13 protein-coding genes and 1 pseudogene are annotated in these 16,810 nt (G+C 69.5%); 1 reads left to right on the top strand and 13 read right to left on the bottom strand.

Translation table 11 applies throughout. From position 1 onward, the window contains the following. Positions 1 to 99 precede the first annotated feature (99 nt). The 4 genes from ACWDR4_RS46105 to ACWDR4_RS46090 form a co-directional block, all read right to left on the bottom strand. Positions 100 to 2,145, bottom strand: coding sequence for a beta-galactosidase (locus ACWDR4_RS46105; RefSeq protein WP_450417684.1), 2,046 nt, complete (start codon positions 2,143 to 2,145; stop codon positions 100 to 102). 104 nt (positions 2,146 to 2,249) lie between these two features. After that, complete coding sequence (locus tag ACWDR4_RS46100; protein WP_450417683.1) at positions 2,250 to 3,590, bottom strand: ABC transporter substrate-binding protein; 1,341 nt, start codon at positions 3,588 to 3,590, stop codon at positions 2,250 to 2,252. Between the two features lie 104 nt (positions 3,591 to 3,694). Next, positions 3,695 to 4,642 carry a carbohydrate ABC transporter permease gene (locus tag ACWDR4_RS46095; protein WP_450417681.1) on the bottom strand — a complete coding sequence of 316 codons (948 nt, stop codon included), beginning with the start codon at positions 4,640 to 4,642 and terminating at the stop codon, positions 3,695 to 3,697. A gap of 3 nt (positions 4,643 to 4,645) precedes the next feature. Beyond that, positions 4,646 to 5,572 (bottom strand): carbohydrate ABC transporter permease, encoded by a 927-nt coding sequence (locus tag ACWDR4_RS46090; RefSeq protein ID WP_450417680.1) that lies wholly within the window; start codon positions 5,570 to 5,572, stop codon positions 4,646 to 4,648. A 210-nt stretch (positions 5,573 to 5,782) separates the two neighbouring features. Here ACWDR4_RS46090 and ACWDR4_RS46085 point away from each other — a divergent pair, with 210 nt between their 5' ends. Next, positions 5,783 to 6,865 carry a LacI family DNA-binding transcriptional regulator gene (locus ACWDR4_RS46085; RefSeq protein ID WP_450417678.1) on the top strand — a complete coding sequence of 361 codons (1,083 nt, stop codon included), beginning with the start codon at positions 5,783 to 5,785 and terminating at the stop codon, positions 6,863 to 6,865. A gap of 189 nt (positions 6,866 to 7,054) precedes the next feature. Here the strand turns inward: ACWDR4_RS46085 and ACWDR4_RS46080 are convergent, their stop codons facing one another. The 9 genes and pseudogenes from ACWDR4_RS46080 to ACWDR4_RS46040 all read right to left on the bottom strand — a co-directional run. After that, entirely contained in the window at positions 7,055 to 8,053 is a 999-nt protein-coding gene (locus ACWDR4_RS46080) for a sugar phosphate isomerase/epimerase family protein (RefSeq protein WP_450417676.1), read from the bottom strand. Between the two features lie 23 nt (positions 8,054 to 8,076). Next, positions 8,077 to 9,264 (bottom strand): Gfo/Idh/MocA family protein, encoded by a 1,188-nt coding sequence (locus tag ACWDR4_RS46075; RefSeq protein WP_450417674.1) that lies wholly within the window; start codon positions 9,262 to 9,264, stop codon positions 8,077 to 8,079. 36 nt (positions 9,265 to 9,300) lie between these two features. Then, positions 9,301 to 10,791 (bottom strand): CoA-acylating methylmalonate-semialdehyde dehydrogenase, encoded by a 1,491-nt coding sequence (locus ACWDR4_RS46070; protein ID WP_450417672.1) that lies wholly within the window; start codon positions 10,789 to 10,791, stop codon positions 9,301 to 9,303. An 11-nt stretch (positions 10,792 to 10,802) separates the two neighbouring features. Continuing rightward, entirely contained in the window at positions 10,803 to 12,686 is a 1,884-nt protein-coding gene (gene iolD, locus ACWDR4_RS46065) for a 3D-(3,5/4)-trihydroxycyclohexane-1,2-dione acylhydrolase (decyclizing) (RefSeq protein WP_450417670.1), read from the bottom strand. Continuing rightward, positions 12,683 to 13,582, bottom strand: a complete 900-nt coding sequence (gene iolB / locus ACWDR4_RS46060) for a 5-deoxy-glucuronate isomerase (RefSeq protein ID WP_450417668.1) — start codon at positions 13,580 to 13,582, stop codon at positions 12,683 to 12,685. Before iolB ends, iolD begins: the two co-directional genes overlap by 4 nt. Further along, positions 13,579 to 14,451, bottom strand: a complete 873-nt coding sequence (locus tag ACWDR4_RS46055; RefSeq protein ID WP_450417666.1) for a Cgl0159 family (beta/alpha)8-fold protein — start codon at positions 14,449 to 14,451, stop codon at positions 13,579 to 13,581. The genes iolB and ACWDR4_RS46055 overlap by 4 nt, the downstream gene beginning before the upstream one ends. A gap of 4 nt (positions 14,452 to 14,455) precedes the next feature. Beyond that, positions 14,456 to 15,424 carry a 5-dehydro-2-deoxygluconokinase gene (iolC, locus tag ACWDR4_RS46050; protein WP_450417664.1) on the bottom strand — a complete coding sequence of 323 codons (969 nt, stop codon included), beginning with the start codon at positions 15,422 to 15,424 and terminating at the stop codon, positions 14,456 to 14,458. Between the two features lie 199 nt (positions 15,425 to 15,623). Then, positions 15,624 to 16,481, bottom strand: coding sequence for a sugar phosphate isomerase/epimerase family protein (locus ACWDR4_RS46045; protein ID WP_450417662.1), 858 nt, complete (start codon positions 16,479 to 16,481; stop codon positions 15,624 to 15,626). Between the two features lie 107 nt (positions 16,482 to 16,588). Continuing rightward, positions 16,589 to 16,810, bottom strand: a pseudogene (locus tag ACWDR4_RS46040) (sugar ABC transporter ATP-binding protein); the annotation flags it as partial.

The following is a 16,810-nucleotide window of genomic DNA, read 5'->3' as shown; positions in this document are numbered from 1 at the left end:
GTCGCTGCGGTGGACCGCCGTGCCCGCACTCCGCACGCGGTGCGCACGGAGTGACGGGGCACGACGGTGTGCCCCTTGGAACAGGGGAGTTCAGGGTTTTCAGTCGGTGGGCTGTCGCAGTACGGCGACCTCCCTCGGCGCGAGGAGGAGGACGCCGTCGGCATCCGTACCGCCGGACAGCCGCTCCCCGTCGAGGCCGGGCAGCGGCACCTCCTCCTCGCTGCGGTTCACCAGGAACAGGAACCGGCTTCCGCCGCCCTGTCGTACGGTCAACTCGACGCGCCCACGGGCCGGTTCGGGCAGTTCGCTGTCGACGCCGGCCGGTGCGAGCAGCCCCGGCAGCAGCGCCGCGAGGCCGTCGGCGCCGAGGCGCGTGGAGACGTACGACGCCGAACCCCCGCCTGTCGTACGGCGGGTGACGGCCGGCCTGCCCGTGTACGCGCCCGAGCGGTAGTGGGCGAGGATCTCGACCTCGGGGTCGGTGACGTCGATGCGGTCGGTCCACACCGTGCCCGTACCGCCGCCGTCCACCTCGACCGACTCACCCTCAAGGAGCGGGCCGAACTCCTCGACGCGGATGCCGAGCAGCTCGCGCAGGGCGCCCGGGTAGCCGCCGAGCCAGATGTGGTCGTTCTCGTCGACGACACCGGAGAAGTACGTGGTGACCAGATGGCCGCCCGTCTCCGCGTACCGCGTCAGGTCCTTGGCGAGGGTCGCCGGGACCATGTGCAGGACCGGGGTGATCAGCACGTCGTAGCGGCTGAACTCGGTGCGGGTGGTGACGACGTCGGCGCGGATGCCCAGGGAGAGGAGCGCCGAGTACCAGTTCAGGCCCTCCTGGCGGTAGTCGAGGAGGGCGGTGGGGTGCGAGTCCTGCTCGCTCGCCCACCAGGAGTCCCAGTCGAACACGATCCCGACGCGGGCCGGTTCGCGCTCGGAGCCCGCGATCGGCGCCAGGTCCTTCAGCGTCTGGCCGAGGGCGGCCACCGCGCGGAAGACCTCGCTGTCGGCGCCGGCGTGCGGCACCATCGCGGAGTGGTACTTCTCGGCGCCGGCCGCCGACTGGCGCCACTGGAAGTAGCACACGGCGTCGGCGCCGTGCGCGACGTGCAGCAGCGAGTCACGGGCCAGTTCGCCCGGCCGCTTGGCGACGTTGACGTGCTGCCAGTTGACCGCGCTGGTGGAGTGCTCCATCAGGAACCACGGGCGCCCGCCCGCGATACCGCTGGTCAGGTTGGCGGAGAAGGACAGCTCGTCGCGGTCCTGCGGGCCCGGGTGGACGTAGTGGTCGTTGGAGACGAAGTCGATCTCGCCCGCCCAGTCCGGGTAGTTCATGCCCTTCGTGCCGCCCATCACCATGAAGTTGGTGGTGATGGGCACGTCCGGGGTGAACTCGCGGAGCACGTCCCGCTCCGCGACCAGGTAGTCCTTCAGCGCGTCCGAGGAGAAGCGCTTGAAGTCCAGCTGCTGGGTGGGGTTCGGGTGCGAGCCGGCCAGCCGGGGCGGCAGGATCTGCGCCCAGTCGCTGTAGCGCTGCGACCAGAAGGCCGTGCCCCAGGCGTGGTTGAGGGCGTCCAGCGTGGTGTAGCGGGCGCGCAGCCAGTCGCGGAAGGCGCGGGCCGCGTCGTCCGAGAAGTCGTAGATGTTGTGGCAGCCCAACTCGTTCGAGATGTGCCAGGCCACCAGGGCGGGGTGGGCGGCGTATCGTTCCGCCATCTTCCGTACCAGGCTCAGCGCGTGGGTACGGAACACGGGCGAGGTGGGGCGCCAGTGCTGGCGGGCGCCCGGCCAGACCGTCTCGCCGGTGGCGGTCACCGGGAGGATCTCCGGGTGCGCGGTGGTCAGCCAGGGCGGCGGGGACGCGGTCGCGGTGGCCAGATCGACGCCGATCCCACCCTCGTGCAGCAGGTCCATGACATCGTCGAGCCACTCGAAGTCCCAGGTGTCCGCGTCCGGCTGGATCCGGGCCCAGGAGAAGATCCCCACCGAGACGACGTTGACGCCGGCCTCGCGCATCAGCCGTACGTCCTCCTCCCACACCTCCCGAGGCCACTGCTCGGGGTTGTAGTCGGCGCCGTACGCGAGACGGGGCGTGGAATCACCGTCCGGCCCGTACGGCAGACGGGACGGGGAGGCGGAGGTCATGGTGGTCCTTCCGGGACGCTGTGAAGCGGTTTGACTCGGGGGGTACGAGGAGCGGCCGGCGTTGACGCTCTTCCGGCCGCTCCTCGGCTGCTGCTGCCCTGCTGCTACTTCTCGACGGTGAAGCCCTGCTCGTTGCCGTACTTGATGGACGCGTCCTGCCAGGTCTTCAGGCCCGCGGCCAGCTTCTCGCTGGAGATGTACGCCTTGCCGACGGTGTCGTTGAAGATCGAGTTGGCGTACTGCTGGAAGGGCAGGTACGACCAGTCGCTGGCGACGTTGGCGGCGGACTCGGCGAAGATCTCGTTGGCCTTCTGGCCGTCGAAGTACTCGAACTCCTTGTTCAGGAACGCGGAGTCCTGGAGCTGCGCGGTGGTCGCCGGGAAGGCGCCCTCGTCGACGCGGGTCTGCACACCGTCACCGGCGTTCGCGTACTCGACGAACGCGTAGGCCAGTTCCTTGTTCTTGCCCAGCTCGGGCAGGGCCAGCGAGCTGCCGCCGTTCTCCGCGCTCGCCTTCTCGCCCTTGGTCCAGGCCGGCATCGGGGCCGCGCGCCACTGACCGGCCGCCTGCGGGACACCGGTGACGAAGTTGGCGGGCATCCAGGCGCCCGTGGTCAGGGTGGCGATGGTGCCGTCGCCCAGACCCTTGTACCAGTCGTCGGTCCAGCCGTTGATGGGCGAGACCAGCTTCTCGTCGATGAGCTGCTGCCAGGTGTCCGTGTACTTCTTGGCGCCCGCGTCCTCGAAGTTGATCGCCACCTTGGTGCCGTCGACCTTGTAGGGGCGCGAACCGGCCTGCCACAGCATGCTGGTGGTGAAGCCCGCGTCGCCGGCGTCGTTGGCGATGTAGACCTTGGGGTCGGCCTCGTGCAGCTTGCGGGCCGCCTCGACGTACTCGTCCCAGGTGGTCGGGACGGCGATCTTGTACTTGTCGAAGACCTTCTTGTTGTAGAACATCGCCATCGGGCCCGAGTCCATCGGCAGACCGTAGACCTTGTCGCCGTCGCTCACGGCGTTCCACGGGCCGGGCGTGTACTTGGCCTTGAGCTTGTCGGCACCGTAGGGGGCCAGGTCGGTCAGGCCCTTGGTGAGCGAGTACTGGCTCAGCGCGAAGTACTCGACCTGCGCGACGTCCGGGACACCCTTCTTCGCCGAGATGGCGTTCGACAGGGCGGTGTAGTGCTTGTCGCCGGACCGCTCGCCCACCAGGTTGATCTTGACCTTGGGGTACTTCTTCTGGAAGTTGGCGGCGACCGACTTCAGCGTGGGCTCCCAGGCCCAGACATTGACCGTGCCGCCCTTCTCCAGGGCCGCCTGGATGTCCGCGGCGGAGACGGCCTTCTGGTCCGAGCTGTCGTCGTCGGAGCCGCCGCACGCGGTCGCGCCCAGGGCGAGGACGGAGAGCAGGGTTATGCCGCGCATCAGGCGGCCGGTGGTTCTACGCATCGAGGTGCTTCCACTTCTTCGTGGGCGGGACAGGGTGAGGGTGACTGCTCTGTTTGGTGAAACGTGGTGAAGCCGAGGGGGGTGTGGGGCCTGAGGGAGGAGAGTCACTCCTTGACGCTTCCGGCGGCGAGGCCGGACTGCCAGTACTTCTGCAGCAGCAGGAAGGCGGCGATCAGCGGGATGATGGTGAGCAGCGAACCGGTGATCACCAGGTTGGTGACGACGTCGCCGCCGATCGTCTGGGCCTGGTTGTTCCAGGCGTCGAGACCCAGGGTCAGCGGGTACCAGTTCGAGTCCTTGAGCATGATCAGCGGCAGGAAGTAGTTGTTCCAGGTCGCGACCGTGGTGAACAGCAGGACGGTCACGGTGCCGGGGGCCAGCAGCGGCATGGCGACCTGGAAGAAGGTGCGGATCTCGCCCGCTCCGTCGATGCGGGCCGCCTCCATCAGTTCGGTGGGGATGGCCTCGGTCGCGAAGACCCACATGAGATACAGACCGAAGGGCGACACCAGCGAGGGGATGATCACCGCCCACGGGGTGTCGGTCAGACCCATCTTGCTGAACATCAGGAAGGTGGGCACCGCCAGGGCCGTACCCGGGACCGCGACGGCACCGATGACCACGGCGAACACGGCACGCTTGCCGGGGAAGGTGAACTTCGCCAGCGCGTAGCCGCCGAGGATCGCCAGCAGCGTGGCACCGCCGGCGCCCAGCACGACGTACAACAGGGTGTTCAGCAGCCAGCGGACGAAGATGCCGTCGTGGTACGTGAACGTGTCGTGGATGTTCTGCCAGAGGGCGAAGTCGCTGCCGAACCAGAGTCCGGAGGAATCGGCCAGCCCCTCCTGGGTCTTGGTGGCGCTGATGACCAGCCAGATCAGCGGCACGACCGTGTAGATCAGGATCAGGCTGGTGAGCGCGGTGAGCAGGACGCTGCGCTTGGGGCGGCCGGCGGAGCGCTGCTTGCGGGTGCGCAGTCGGGCCGCGCCCTTCGAACCGCCGGTGGCCTGCGCGGCTGCGTCCGGGGCGGTGGTGGTGACGGAGCTGCTCATGGTTCAGGCTCCCTTGCGCATGCCGCGGAGCTGCACGACGTAGGCGATGACCATGGTGATCAGCCCCATGATGATGGCGACCGCCGCGGAGTAGTTGTGCTGCTGGCCGTTGAAGGACAGCGAGTACGTGTAGAAGTTCGGGGTGAAGTCGGTCGTGATGGCGTTGCGCGCGATCAGCCGCAGTACGGCCGGCTCGTTGAAGAGCTGGAAGCTGCCGATGATCGAGAAGATCGTCGCGATGACGAGGGCACCGCGGATCGCGGGGAGTTTGATGGCGGTGATGACGCGGATCTGCCCGGCGCCGTCGATCTCCGCGGCCTCGTAGAGCGAGGCCGGGATGACACGTAGCGCGGAGTAGAAGATCAGCATGTTGTAGCCGATGAACTCCCAGGTGACGATGTTGCCGATCGACGCCAGGACCAGATCGCTGGAGAGCGGGTCGGGCAGCGTGACGTCGAACGCGGTGTTGATGTCACCCACCAGCCCGTACTTGGTGCCGTACATGAAGCCCCACATCAGGGTGGCGACCACGGCGGGCACCGCGTACGGCAGGAAGATCGCGATACGGAAGAAGTCCTTGCCGTAGAGCCGGCCGCTGTCCAGGGCGAGGGCGATCAGCAGGGCGATGCCCAGCATGATCGGCACCTGTACGACCAGAAAGAGCGACACTCGTATGAGAGAGTCCCAGAACTGGTCGTCTTTCAGGGCCTGTTGGTAGTTGTCCAGGCCGACGAACTGAGTGCCGCCGATCAGCTGGTCCCTGAAGAGGCTGAGGTAGATCGAGTATCCGATGGGTGCCAGGAAGACGAGGGCGAACACCGCCACGAACGGGCCTATGAACCCCCATCCCGTCCATGAGCGGCGGTCCCTCTTCGCCGCGGGCCGGGCCGGGGCGCGCTTCGCGGCCACCGGCGGTTCTAGGGTCGTCATTGTCGTGCCTCGCTCGTCCGTCTCGGAACCGGCGCTGGTCCGCCGCCGCCCCGATGTTTACGTAAACATCACTCTCCGCGAGAACCCCACAAAAGGCCCACCGGCTGTTATGTTTACGTAAACATCTGATGGCGGCATGTCTACACCGCTCCCCGGACGCTGGTCAAGGGTCGTAGGGGGCAACTGTGGAACGGACAGCGAGGGTTGACGGTGGACACAGCTGACGGCACCTCGGCGGAGCCGGCGCGGGCGCGCGCACGCACCAGGAAACGGGCCGCCCGGCGTACCCAGAGCGCCTCCATGGCGGACGTCGCCCGGGTCGCCGGGGTGTCCTCGCAGACCGTCTCCCGGGTGTCGAACGGCTTCCCCGGGGTCAACGAGGAGACGCGACGCCAAGTCCTCGCGGCCATGAAGGAGTTGGGCTACCGGCCCAACAGCGCCGCCCGGGCCCTGAAGCGCGGCGAGTTCCGCACCATCGGCGTCATCACCTTCGGTCTGTCCACCACCGGCAACGTCCGCACCCTGGAGGCGATCGCGACCTCGGCGGCGCACGAGGGGTACTCGGTCACCCTGCTGCCGGTCGCCGTGCCGACTCAGGACGAGGTGCGCGGCGCCTTCTCGCGGCTCGGTGAACTCGCCGTCGACGCGGTCATCGTCATCCTCGAAGTGCACCTCCTCGACGCGTCGACCCTCTCCATGCCGCCGCACGTCCAGGTGGTCGTCGCCGACTCCGACGCGGGCGACCGCTACACGGTGGTCGACACCGACCAGGCGGGCGGCACCAGGACCGCCGTACGGCATCTCCTGGACCTCGGGCATCGCACGGTCTGGCATCTGGCCGGCCCCGAGGGCTCGTACGCGGCACAGCGCCGCACCGACGCCTGGCACGCCGAACTCCTCGCGGCGGGACGGGCCGCGCCGCCCCTGGTGCGGGGCGACTGGTCGGCGGAGTCCGGCTACCACGCCGGGCTGCGGATCGCCGAACTGCCGGACTGCACAGCGGTGTTCGTGGCCAACGACCAGATGGCGCTGGGGCTGCTGCGGGCCCTGCACGAGAGCGGGCGCCGGGTGCCCGAGGACGTCAGCGTGATCGGCTTCGACGACATCCCGGAGGCGGGCTCCTTCCTGCCCCCGCTGACCACCGTGCACCAGGACTTCGCCGAGGTGGGCCGGCTGTGCGTGGAGGGCGTCCTGCGGCAGATGCGGCAGGACGCGACGGAACACGGGACGACGCTGGTACCGACACGGCTGGTCGTGCGGAACAGCACGGCGCCGCCGAGGGCGGAGAGCTGAGGGCGGCGGAGGAGTGGAGTGACCGCTTCAACGGCAAGGTGACGGTGACAGCGGGCAGTTCGGCGATGGCGCCGGTGTTGGGAGGCTGCACGGCCTCCTGGCCGCGGCCGTGCCGACCGCGGTACGAGCAGCAGGGCCGTGACCCCGGACCCGGATGCCGGGAACGGGGTCACGGGGCCGTGGGGCGGGTCAGAGGCCGGCCGCGGCGCTGTGCAGGTTCTTCGCGGCCAGGGCCAGGCCCTCGGTCTGTGAGTAGGCGGCGTCCTCGTGCTCGATGTTCACGGCCATGTCCGGGTCGATCTCGGCGAGGGCGCGCAGGAACTCCGTCCAGAACGGCACCTCGTTGCCGACGCCCACCGCGACGAACTTCCACGCCGGGTTCTCGGGCCAGGCGTTGCACCAGAAGCCGTAGCCGGTGGGCACCTTGCCGGGCGCGTCGGCGGGCACGCGGGTGAACGACGTGTCCAGGACGCCTCGGATGTCGGCGCCCGGGCAGAGCGTCGCGTCCTTCGCGGCGGCGTGGAACACCAGCGGGCCCAGCCACTTGATGGAGGCGACGATGTCCATGCCCTGCCACATCAGGTGCGAGGGATCCATCTCCGCGCCGACGTTCGTCAGACCGCCCGCGTCGACCAGCCGCTTGAGGGTGACCGGGGAGAAGACGACGTTGTGCGGGTGCATCTCGATGGCGACCCGGACGTCGTTCTCCCGGGCCAGCGCGTCGATCTCCTGCCAGAACTCGACGGCCACACCCCACTGGTAGTCCAGGACGTCCATGTAGACGCCGTCCCACGGATTCACCACCCAGGACGGGTACTTGGCGTCCGGGTCGGAGCCCGGGGTGCCGGACATGGTCACCACGTGCCGGACACCGAGCAGACCCGCGAGCCGGATCGTACGGCGCAGATCGTCGGCGTGCTTCGGGCCGACCCCCGGCAGCGGGTTGAGCGGATTGCCGTTGCAGTTGAGGCCGGTCAGCTCCATCCCCCGCTCGGCGAAGACCGCCAGATACTCCTCGCGCGCGGTGGCCGAGGACAGCAGCAGGTCGACCGGGCAGTGCGGGGAGGGAATGAACCCACCGGTGTTGACCTCCACCGAGGTCAGACCGTTCTCCTTGAGGATGTCGAGGGCCTCGGGAAGGGTGCGGTCGTGCAGACAGGCGGTGTAGGCGCCGAGCTTGAGGGCCATGTTCTTTTCCTTCTGGGTGAGGGTCAGACGGCGGGCGGAACCGTGACGGCGGCGCCGCCGTTGCGGGAGGACTCGACGACCGCCTGGATGATCTCCATCGTCCGCAGCGCGTCGGCGAAGTCGGCACAGGCCGGCAGCGGTTCGGCGACCCCCGCGACCTGGTCGAGGAACGCCCGCGCCTGGTAGGTGAAGTTGTCGGCGTTGCTGGCGCCCACACCCGGCGCCTCCATCGGAACCCCGCCCGCGAAGTACGGCAGCTGCGGACCGGCGATGATCTGCCGGGCGCCGCGCGTACGGGCCTCGGGCTGGGCGTCGTCGAAGAGGTACTCGGCGGGCCGGTGCTGGTCGAACGCGGCCCGTCCGCCGAGCCCCAGGACGTCGAAGGCGAGCCCGTTGGGCAGCCCGAAACCGGTGCGCGTCACCGAGAAGGTGCCGACGAGCCCGGACTCGAAGCGGGCGGTGAAGGACGCGGTGTCCTCGTTCTCGACCTCGCCGAACTCGTCCGAGACGGGAGCCGCGTTGTGCCCGACGACCGCGCCCAGCGGCAGCGGACGCTTCGGGATCTGCGTCGACAGCGCGGCACCGGACACCGAGACGATGGACCCGGCGACGTACTCGGCGGCGTCGATCACGTGCGAGCCGACGTCCCCGAGCGCACCCGAACCCGGGCCGCCCTTGAAGCGCCAGCTCAGCGGCCCGTTCGGGTCGGTCGCGTAGTCGCACCAGTAACGGCCGCTGAACAGCGACAGGTCGCCCAGCTCACCGCGCCGGACGTGCTCGCGGATCGCGGCGATGCCGGGGGAGCGGCGGAAGGTGTAGCCGACGGCGGTCACGACACCGGCGGTGCGCTCCAGCTCGACCATCGCACGGGCGTCGTCGAGCGAGCCCGCCAGCGGCTTCTCGCACAGCACATGCTTGCCCGCCGCGACCAGCGCCTCCGCGATCGGGCGGTGCAGGGAGTTGCCCACGACGATGCTCACGGCGTCGATCGTCGGGTTCTCGGCGACGGCCTCCCAGCTCGGAAGCGCCTTGTCGTACCCGTAGCGTCGGGCGGCGTCCTCGGCGAGCGCGACGTTGGCGTCGGCTATCGCGGCCAGCCGGACCGGCGGCAGACCGGCACCGAAGACCGTGTTGACGTTGCGGTACCCGGCGGCGTGGCTGCGGCCGGCCATACCGGCCCCGATCACCGCGACGGAGAGGGGTTTGGTCATGGGGGTGCCCTTCGAAGGAGTTGAGAGGGGGGAACTTCAGCTGGAGGTGGGGAAGTTGAAGCCAGCCGTGGACTGCTGGGCGGGCCGCGGCCAGCGCGTGGTGACGACCTTGGGCCGGGTGTAGAACCGGATGCCCTCCGGGCCGTGGACGGGGGAGTCCCCGACGAGGGAGTCCTTCCAGCCGCCGAAGGAGTAGTACGACATCGGCACCGGCACCGGCACGTTGATACCGATCATGCCGACCTTGACCCGGCGCTGGAACCGGCGCGCCGCCTCACCGCTGCCGGTGAACAGGGCGGTGCCGTTGCCGTACGGATTGGCGTTGATCAGGTCGATGGCCGCGTCGAGCGAGTCGACCCGGACGACGGCGAGCACCGGCCCGAACAGCTCCTCCTTGTACGCGTCCATCTGGACGGTGACCCGGTCGAGCAGGGACGGCCCGGTGAAGAAGCCCTCCTCGTGACCGTCGACCTTCAGCCCACGCCCGTCCACGACAACCGTCGCACCCTGGGTGGCCGCGACCCCGACGGCGTTCTCGACGCGCTCCTGCGAGGCCTTGGTGACGAGCGGTCCCATCTCGGTGCCCGGCACATCGCCGGGACCGACCTTGACCTCACGGGCCTTGCGCTCCAGCACCGCGACGAGGGAGTTGGCGGCGTCACCGACGGCCACGGCGACCGAGACGGCCATGCAGCGCTCACCGGCCGATCCGTAGGCGCCCGCCGTGATGTGGTTGGCGGCGAACTCCAGGTCCGCGTCCGGGAGTACGACCGCGTGGTTCTTGGCGCCGCCGAGCGCCTGGACCCGCTTGCCGTGCGAAGTGGCCTGCTCGTGCACGTACTTGGCGATCGGCGTCGACCCGACGAAGGACACCGCCTCGATACCGTGGTGGGCGAGGATCGCGTCGACGGCGTCCTTCCCGCCGTGCACGACGTTGAAGACACCGTCGGGCAGCCCTGCCTTCCGGTACAGCTCGGCGACGAAGTTCGCTGCCGACGGATCGCGCTCGCTCGGCTTCAGAATGAAGGTGTTGCCGGTGGCGATGGCCATGGGGTGCATCCAAAGAGGCACCATGGCAGGGAAGTTGAAGGGCGTGATGCCCGCGACGACCCCCAGCGGCTGCCGGAAGTCGTGCACGTCGACACCGCGCGACACCTGGTCCGAGAAGGACCCCTTGAGCACATCACCGAGCCCGCACGCGAACTCGACGACCTCCCGGCCGCGCGTGATCTCACCGCGCGCGTCGTCGACCGTCTTGCCGTGCTCGGCCGAGATGATCCGGCCCAACTCCTCCTCGTGCTCCACGAGCAACTGCCGGAAGGCGAACATCACTTGGGTGCGCTGCGCGAGTGAGGACTCCGCCCACGTCTCGAACGCGGCGGTGGCGGCCACGACGGCGGCATCGACCTCGGCGGCGCCGCCGAGCACGACCCGGGCCTGCTCCTGGCCGGTGGCCGGGTTGAACACCGGCGCGGTGTCCACGGCGCCGACCGGCGAACCGTTGATCCAGTGCTTGATGGTCTTCACGTGAGGGGTCCTTACAGGTAGTGGCGCTGGCCGAGCTTGTGGGAGGCGTACGTCTCGTACGCGGCGCGGGTGGAGTCCAGGGCGGAGGTCTGGGCGACGGGGACGTCCCACCAGCCGTGGCCGGGCGGGTTCGGCCCGTACAGATCGGTCTCGACATGCACGACGGTCGTACGGGTGGCTGCCCTGGCCTTCTCCATCGCCGCCCGGAATTCGTCGACGGAGGTGGCGTGCAGGACGTCCGCGCCGAGCGAGGAGGCGTTGGCGGCGAGGTCGACGGGAAGCACATCACCGTCCAGCTGGCCCGAATCACCGTCCCGGTAGCGGTACTTGGTGCCGAACCGCTGCGAGCCGAGCGACTCCGAGAGTGCCCCGATGGACGCGAACCCGTGGTTCTGTACCAGGACGACGATGACCTTGAGCCCCTCGGAGACCATGGTCACGATCTCCTGAGCCATCATCAGATACGAGCCGTCGCCCACGAGTACGACGACTTCCCGCGAGGGATCGGCCATCTTCGCGCCGACGCCGGCGGCGACCTCGTAGCCCATGCAGGAGTAGGCGTACTCCACGTGATAGGCCTTGGGATCCCGGGCCCGCCACAGCTGTTGGAGATCGCCGGGCATGGAACCGGCCGCGTTGATGACGACGTCACGGTCGCCGAGTACGTCGTTGAGGGCGCCCAGGATCTGGGTCTGGGCGGGGAGTTCGCCGGTGTTGCGCTCCGGGGCGAAGCACTCCTCCTCGATCTCCCTGGTACGGGCGATGAGTTGGCGTGTCCGGTCGCGGTACTCCTGGTCGACCTCCCAGTCCGTGAGCGCTCCCGCCAACGCCTGGATGCCGAGGCGGGCGTCGGCCACCAGGGGCTCCGCCGAGTGCTTGACGGCGTCCAGGCGGGCCACGTTGAGGTTGACGAACGTGACGTCCGGGTTGCCGAAGACGGTGTGGCTGGCGGTGGTGAAGTCGGAGTACCGGGTGCCGATACCGAGGACGACATCGGCATCGCGGGCCAGCTCGTTGGCGGCGTACGCGCCGGTCGAACCGAGGCCCCCGACCGCGTACGGGTGGTCCCACGGCACCGCGCCCTTGCCCGCGTGGGTGTCCGCGACCGGGATGCCGGTGGCCTCGGCGAAGGCGCGCAGGGCGGTCTCGGCACCCGAGTAGACGGCTCCGCCGCCGGCCACGATCAGCGGCCTCCTCGCGTTGCGGAGAAGGGCGGCGGCCCGCTCCACGGCCCGCGGCTCCGGCACCGGGCGGCCGACGTGCCACACGCGCCGCCGGAAGAACGCGACCGGCCAGTCGTAGGCCTCGGCCTGCACGTCCTGCGGCAGGGCGAGGGTGACGGCGCCGGTCTCCACCGGGTCGGTGAGCACCCGCATCGCGGCGAGCGCGGCCGGGATCAGCTGCTCGGGCCGGGATATACGGTCGAAGTACTTGGACACGGCACGGAAGGTGTCGTTGACGGTGACGTCGCCGCCCCGGGTGTCCTCCAGCTGCTGGAGCACGGGGTCGGCGGCGCGGGTGGCGAACATGTCGGACGGCAGCAGGAGCACCGGGATGCGGTTGGTGGTCGCCAGCGCCGCGCCGGTGATCATGTTGGTCGAGCCGGGGCCGGTCGACGCGGAGCAGGCGAAGGTGGCCAGCCGGTCGCGCATCTTGGCGTAGGCCACCGACGCGTGCACCATGCCCTGCTCGTTGCGGGCCAAGTAGTAGGGGAGATCGGCCTCTTGGGTGACGGCGGCCTGGAGCAGCGCCTGTCCGAGGCCGGCCACGTTGCCGTGCCCGAAGATGCCCCACACCCCGGGGATCAGCCGCTGCTCCTGGCCGTCGCGCTCGCTGTACTGGTTCGCCAGGAAGCGGACCAGGGCCTGGGCGGTGGTCAGTCGGACGGTAGTCATTGGTTCTCTCCGAAGGGCAGCCGGTCGTCGACGTCCTGGGACTCCCAGGTGGAACGCACCCACCCGTGGGCGGGGTCGTCGCAGATCAGCCAGGCGCGGTCCTGGCCGGGACCCGCCATGACGTTCAGGTAGTAGAGGTCGTAGCCGGGCGCGGCGATCGACGGCCCGTGCCAGCCGTGCGGGACGAGAACCGTGTCGCCGGAGCGGACCTCGGCGAGGACGTCGATCGGCCGGTCCTCGGTGCCGTACACCCGCTGGTAGCCGAAGGCCTGTGCACCGCCGTCGACCTCGAAGTAGTAGATCTCCTCCAGCTCGGACTCTGCCCCCGGCCGTGCCTCGTCGTGCTTGTGGGGCGGGTACGAGGACCAGTTGCCGCCGGGTGTGAGCACCTCGCAGACGAGCAGCTGCTCGGCCTCGAAGGTGCCCGGCAGGCAGTAGTTGTTGACCTGGCGGGAGCAGGCCCCGGCCCCGCGCAGTTCGACGGGGACGCCTTCCTTGGGGCCGTACCGGGCGGAGAGTGAGCTCCGCCCGGTACGGGCTGCGGGCAACGCGAACCGGCCGCCGGCCGCGCTGCTGATCAGGGCCTCCGACTCGCGCGGGAGGTACGCGAAGTCGGTGGCCGAGGCGAACACGCCTGTCCGCCCGGCGAGTTGGAAGGCCGTGCCGTCCGTGGTGACGGTGCAGGAGCCCGTCAGCGGCAGGACCAGGAACTCGCAGTCCCGGGTGGACAGGGCGTGCGCCTCGCCCGGCTTCAGGGTCAGGATCCTGAGGCCGGAGTATCCCCAGCCCGCCGACTCGGGCGTGACCAGGAGATCGTAGGGTCCGTCCGCCGAACTCCCCTTCGGCAGGTGGTACTTGCTCGTGTTCGGGAGGTGGTGCTTGCTCGTGTCCGTCACAGCAGGCTCACCGCCTTGTCCACCGCACCGGCGACATCGCCGTTGGACGGGTAGAGCAGCGAACGCCCGACGACCAGTCCCTGCGCGGTGGGCTGCTTCAGTGCCCTGCCCCAGGACGCGAACGCGGCGGCGGCGTCCTTGACCTCGCCGCCCAGCAGCAGCGCGGGGAGCGTCGAGGCGGACAGCACCCGCTCCATGTCGTCCACGACCGGGAGCTTCAGCCAGGTGTAGGCGCTGCGCCGGCCCAGCCCCGAGGCGATGCTGACCGACTTGACGACGGCATCCGTCGAGAGGTCGTTGCGGACCTTGCCGTCCTGCCATGAACTCAGGAACGGCTCGACCATGGCGATGAGTTGACGGTCGTTCAGCTCGTTGACGGCACGTGCCGTGTTCTCCAGCGCCGACGGTGTCGCCGGGTCGTCGAGCGCGATACGGGTGAGCATCTTGCCGCCGTCGAAGCCCAACGCCGCGATGGTCTCGGCGCCGTAGCCGGTGAACCGGTCGTCGATCTCGAAGACGGACCCGGCGAGCCCCGCCCGGTTCATCGACCCGAAGACGCTCTTCCCGTCGAGTACGCCGAGCAGCAGGAGGTCTTCGAGGATGTCGGCGGTGGCCAGTACTCCGGTCACGCCGGGCCGCTCCAGGGCGGTGCAGAGGCGGTCGAGGAGCTCGAAGCGGTCGGCCATGGCGTTCGGGGCGCCGCCCACGCCGTTGGCGCCGCGTGCGGGATGGTCGGCGGCGATGATCATCGCTCTGCCGTGCTCGCCGAGCAGCGAGCCGGCCCTCACCCGGCGTGCGGCGGCCGTCGCGATGGCGCCGGGGTCGCCCACCCGGGCCGCCACGATCCGGTTCACGTTGTCGGACAGCACGTCGTCACGCCTTTCGTTCGTTGAGGGCGAGGGCTGCCTCGCCGAGCTTGGCCTCGACCTCGGCCTCGGTCGGCATGGCGTCGGAGCAGGACAGCCGGCCCGCCACGATCGCGCCGGCCGCATTGGCGAAGGCGACGGTGCGGCGCGTGTCCCAGCCGGACAGCAGCCCGTGACACAGGGCGCCGCCGAACGCGTCACCGGCGCCGAGTCCGTTGACGACGTCCACCGGGACCGGCGGGATCTCGGCGGCCGAACCGTCGCGGCCCACGGCCAGGACACCCTTCGGTCCCTGCTTGACCACGGCCAGCTCGACTCCCGCCGCCAGCAGCGCCTTCGCGGCGGCGTACGGCTCGCGCTCGCCGGTCGCGACCTCGCACTCGTCGAGGTTGCCGACGGCGACGGTGGTGTGGCGCAGGGCTTCGGCGTAGTACGTACGGGCGTCAGCGGGGTTCTTCCAGAACATCGGGCGCCAGTCGAGGTCGAACACCGTCGGCCCCGTCTTCGCCCGGTGGGCGAGTGCCGCGAGCGTGGCCGAGCGGCTCGGCTCCTCGCTCAGGCCGGTTCCGGTGACCCAGAGGATCCGCGCGGCACGTACAGCGTCCAGGTCCAGTTCGTCGGTGCGGATGTCCAGGTCGGGAGCCTTGGGGAGGCGGTAGAAGTACAGGGGGAAGTCGTCGGGCGGGAAGATCTCGCAGAACGTGACGGGGGTCGGCGCGATGTCCGACGTACCGACGAAGCGGGTGTCGACGCCGTAGCCCGCCAGGGCCGTGCGGACGAACTCCCCGAACGGGTCGCGGCCCGTCTTGGTGATCACGGCCGCGGAGTGCCCGTAACGGGCGGCGGCCACGGCGACGTTGGTGGGGCTGCCGCCGAGGTACTTGCCGAACGAGGTGACGTCCGCCAGCCCCACGCCCGTCTGCAGCGGATACACATCCACTCCGACTCGGCCCATGGTCAGGACTTCCAACGGCATGACGCGGTTTCCCTTCGGCGGATCGATGGATTTAAAGCGCTTTAAAAACGCTTTCAGCAGAGAACGATGCCCGGGCTGAAATGTCATGTCAATAGATTGTTGCAACAAGCTGTCTCACTGGTGGGCAGGCAGTGCCCGGTCGGCACGCACCGCCGGATTGCCGGGCTGCCGGAGGTGCGTGCCGAGGCGGTCGCAGCCGTCAGGGGCGGGCGGCCAGATACTCGTCGATCTTCTTCCGCATGAAGACGGAGGACTCCTTGGCCCGGTCCTCCCAGGCGAAGACACACGCCGTGAGGGTGCCGTCGAAGCCGTTCGTGCGCAGGGCGTCGAAGAGTTCGTCGAAGTCGACCTCGCCCTGCCCGATGTCCAGGTGCTGGTGGACCCGGGCCGTGGTGCCGGGCGGGTTGAGGATGTAGCGGTTGCCCGACGACGCGGTGTGGTCGAAGACGTCCGCCAGATGCACGTGAGTGAGCAGGTCGCCCGCGTACTCGATGATGCCGGGGGCGTCGTTGCCGATGTGGAAGGTGTGCGGGGCGCAGTAGAGGAAGCTGACGCTGGGGTGGTTGATGCCCCGGATCAGGTTGACCGCGTCGTAGCCGTTCTCGATGAAGTCGTCCGGGTGCGGTTCCAGGGCCAGCTTGATGCCCTCGCGCTCGAACTCCGGCAGCAGGTCGTCCATCGACTTCCAGAACTGCGCCTCACTGCGGTCCGGGTCCTCGGGGCGGCCGTTGAACTCGGAGATCATGCTGTCCACGCCGAGATCCGCGGCGATCTGGATGGCCCGCTTCCAGTACCGTACGGCGGCCTGCCGGGCGTCCTCGTCCGGCCCCGACCAGCGGAACAGGGGCAGTAGGGAGGAGATGCCGACGCCCGCCGCGTCCAGCGCCTTGCGGAACTTCCGTACCGTCGCGTCGTCGACGCGTGGGTGCCGGAAGAAGGGGATGAAGTCCTCCCGGGGGGACAGCTCGATCCACTCGTAGCCCAACTCGGCCACCACGGCGGGCAGTTCGAGGAGGGGGACGTTGCGGATCATGTAGGGGTCGAGGGCGATCTTCACGGGGTGTGCCTTCCGGTCACGGGGAGACGGTGGGGCGTTGCTTTCGCCGAGCCATTGCCGAGCCATTGCCGAGCCGTTGCCGAGCATTCGCCGGGCCTTCTCCGGGGTCAGGACGTCGTCTTTTCCGAGGCGGCGGCCAGGGGCGCCTGGAGGTCTTCGGCCTCGGGGAGTTCGTCGACGTCGACGCCACGGACCTGGGCCAACTCGTGCTTCAGTGCTGCGAGTTCGGCGCCGCCGGCCATGTGGTTGGTGAGTTCTTCGAGGCTGACCTCGCTGCGGGCGGCACTCAACTCCATGGTGCCCAGGCGCAGGACGCTGAAGTGGTCGCC

It is taken from the genome of Streptomyces sp. NPDC000878 (assembly GCF_053599695.1).
Note: the sequence above shows the minus strand (reverse complement) of the source record. Positions and strands in the feature narration are given on the sequence as shown.